At 47.6% G+C, this 1,116-nt stretch carries 1 protein-coding gene; it reads left to right on the forward strand.

Features of this window, described 5'->3' with window-relative positions; translation table 11 throughout:
- Positions 1-47: 47 nt before the first annotated feature.
- Positions 48-1,116 (forward strand): Fic family protein (locus EI28_RS12895; protein WP_048115464.1); only part of this gene is annotated, 1,069 nt, incomplete at its 3' end.

Raw genomic sequence — 1,116 nt, forward strand, 5'->3', positions numbered from 1 at the left:
TGATAGATAATGATAAGAAGGATCGAAGCAATAGATGAAATTTAAGCATGAAGCTCCCTCACACCCCAGAATACTCTCCGGCAGACGTTAAAATGGCCTGGGAGTATGCGGATAGCGGAGATGTAATCGACGCAGTTTTCAAATACAACCAAAAATATCTGCACTGGGATGAGTTGAAACGGCGCGATCTTCCGGTAGATCCCCTCTATGTCTGGATACTGATGAAGACCTTCAGAAAGAAGGATATGAAATATGTGATGCTCGATGATCTCCAGTTGAAATATAATCTCCTGGATGCGTTTCTCGAAAAACTTCATTTCCTTGACAAATCGGCAGCGGGAAGCATCTCATCCGGTCTCGATTCGCTGCCCCACGATCGGGACCAGTTTATCATCAATTCTCTGATGGAAGAGGCGATTGCGTCGAGCCAGATCGAGGGAGCCGCAGTCACGAGGACGATTGCAAAAAAGATGCTCCGTGAACAGAGGAAGCCCGCCACGAAAGACGAGAGGATGATCCTGAATAACTACATCACGATGAAGAGGATCACTCAGGCAAAAGACGAAGATCTGACCCCGGAATTGATCTTAGAGATCCACAAGACCATCACCCGGGATACGCTCGAAGATCCGAACGACGAAGGGAGATTCAGGGATAACAACGAGATCAGGGTCTTTGATATGCGGGGCAATGTCCTGCACACGCCTCCCGATTTCACGTCGATCGAAGGACTCATCGAGGAACTCTGTGCATTTGCGAATAATGACGACGGGCAATTCATCCACCCCGTGATCAAAGGCATCATCCTGCATTTCCTGTTAGGATACATACATCCGTTCAATGACGGAAATGGTCGGACTGCACGGAGTATTTTTTACTGGTATATGCTGCGGAAGGACTACTGGCTGTTCGAATATATGGCGGTATCCAGAGCGATAAAAGACACGAAGGGGCAGTATAAACTGGCATACCAGTATACCGAGAGCGATGAGAACGATCTCACGTATTTCATCCGCTACAATCTCGCGGCAGTAAAAACCGCGGTCGACAATATCCAGAAGTATATCGAGAAGAAGCAGAAAGAGAGCAGACAGGCGCTAAACATTCTCCAGAAGA

Source organism: Methanoculleus sp. MH98A, assembly GCF_000691865.1.
Taxonomy (GTDB): Archaea; Halobacteriota; Methanomicrobia; order Methanomicrobiales; family Methanoculleaceae; genus Methanoculleus.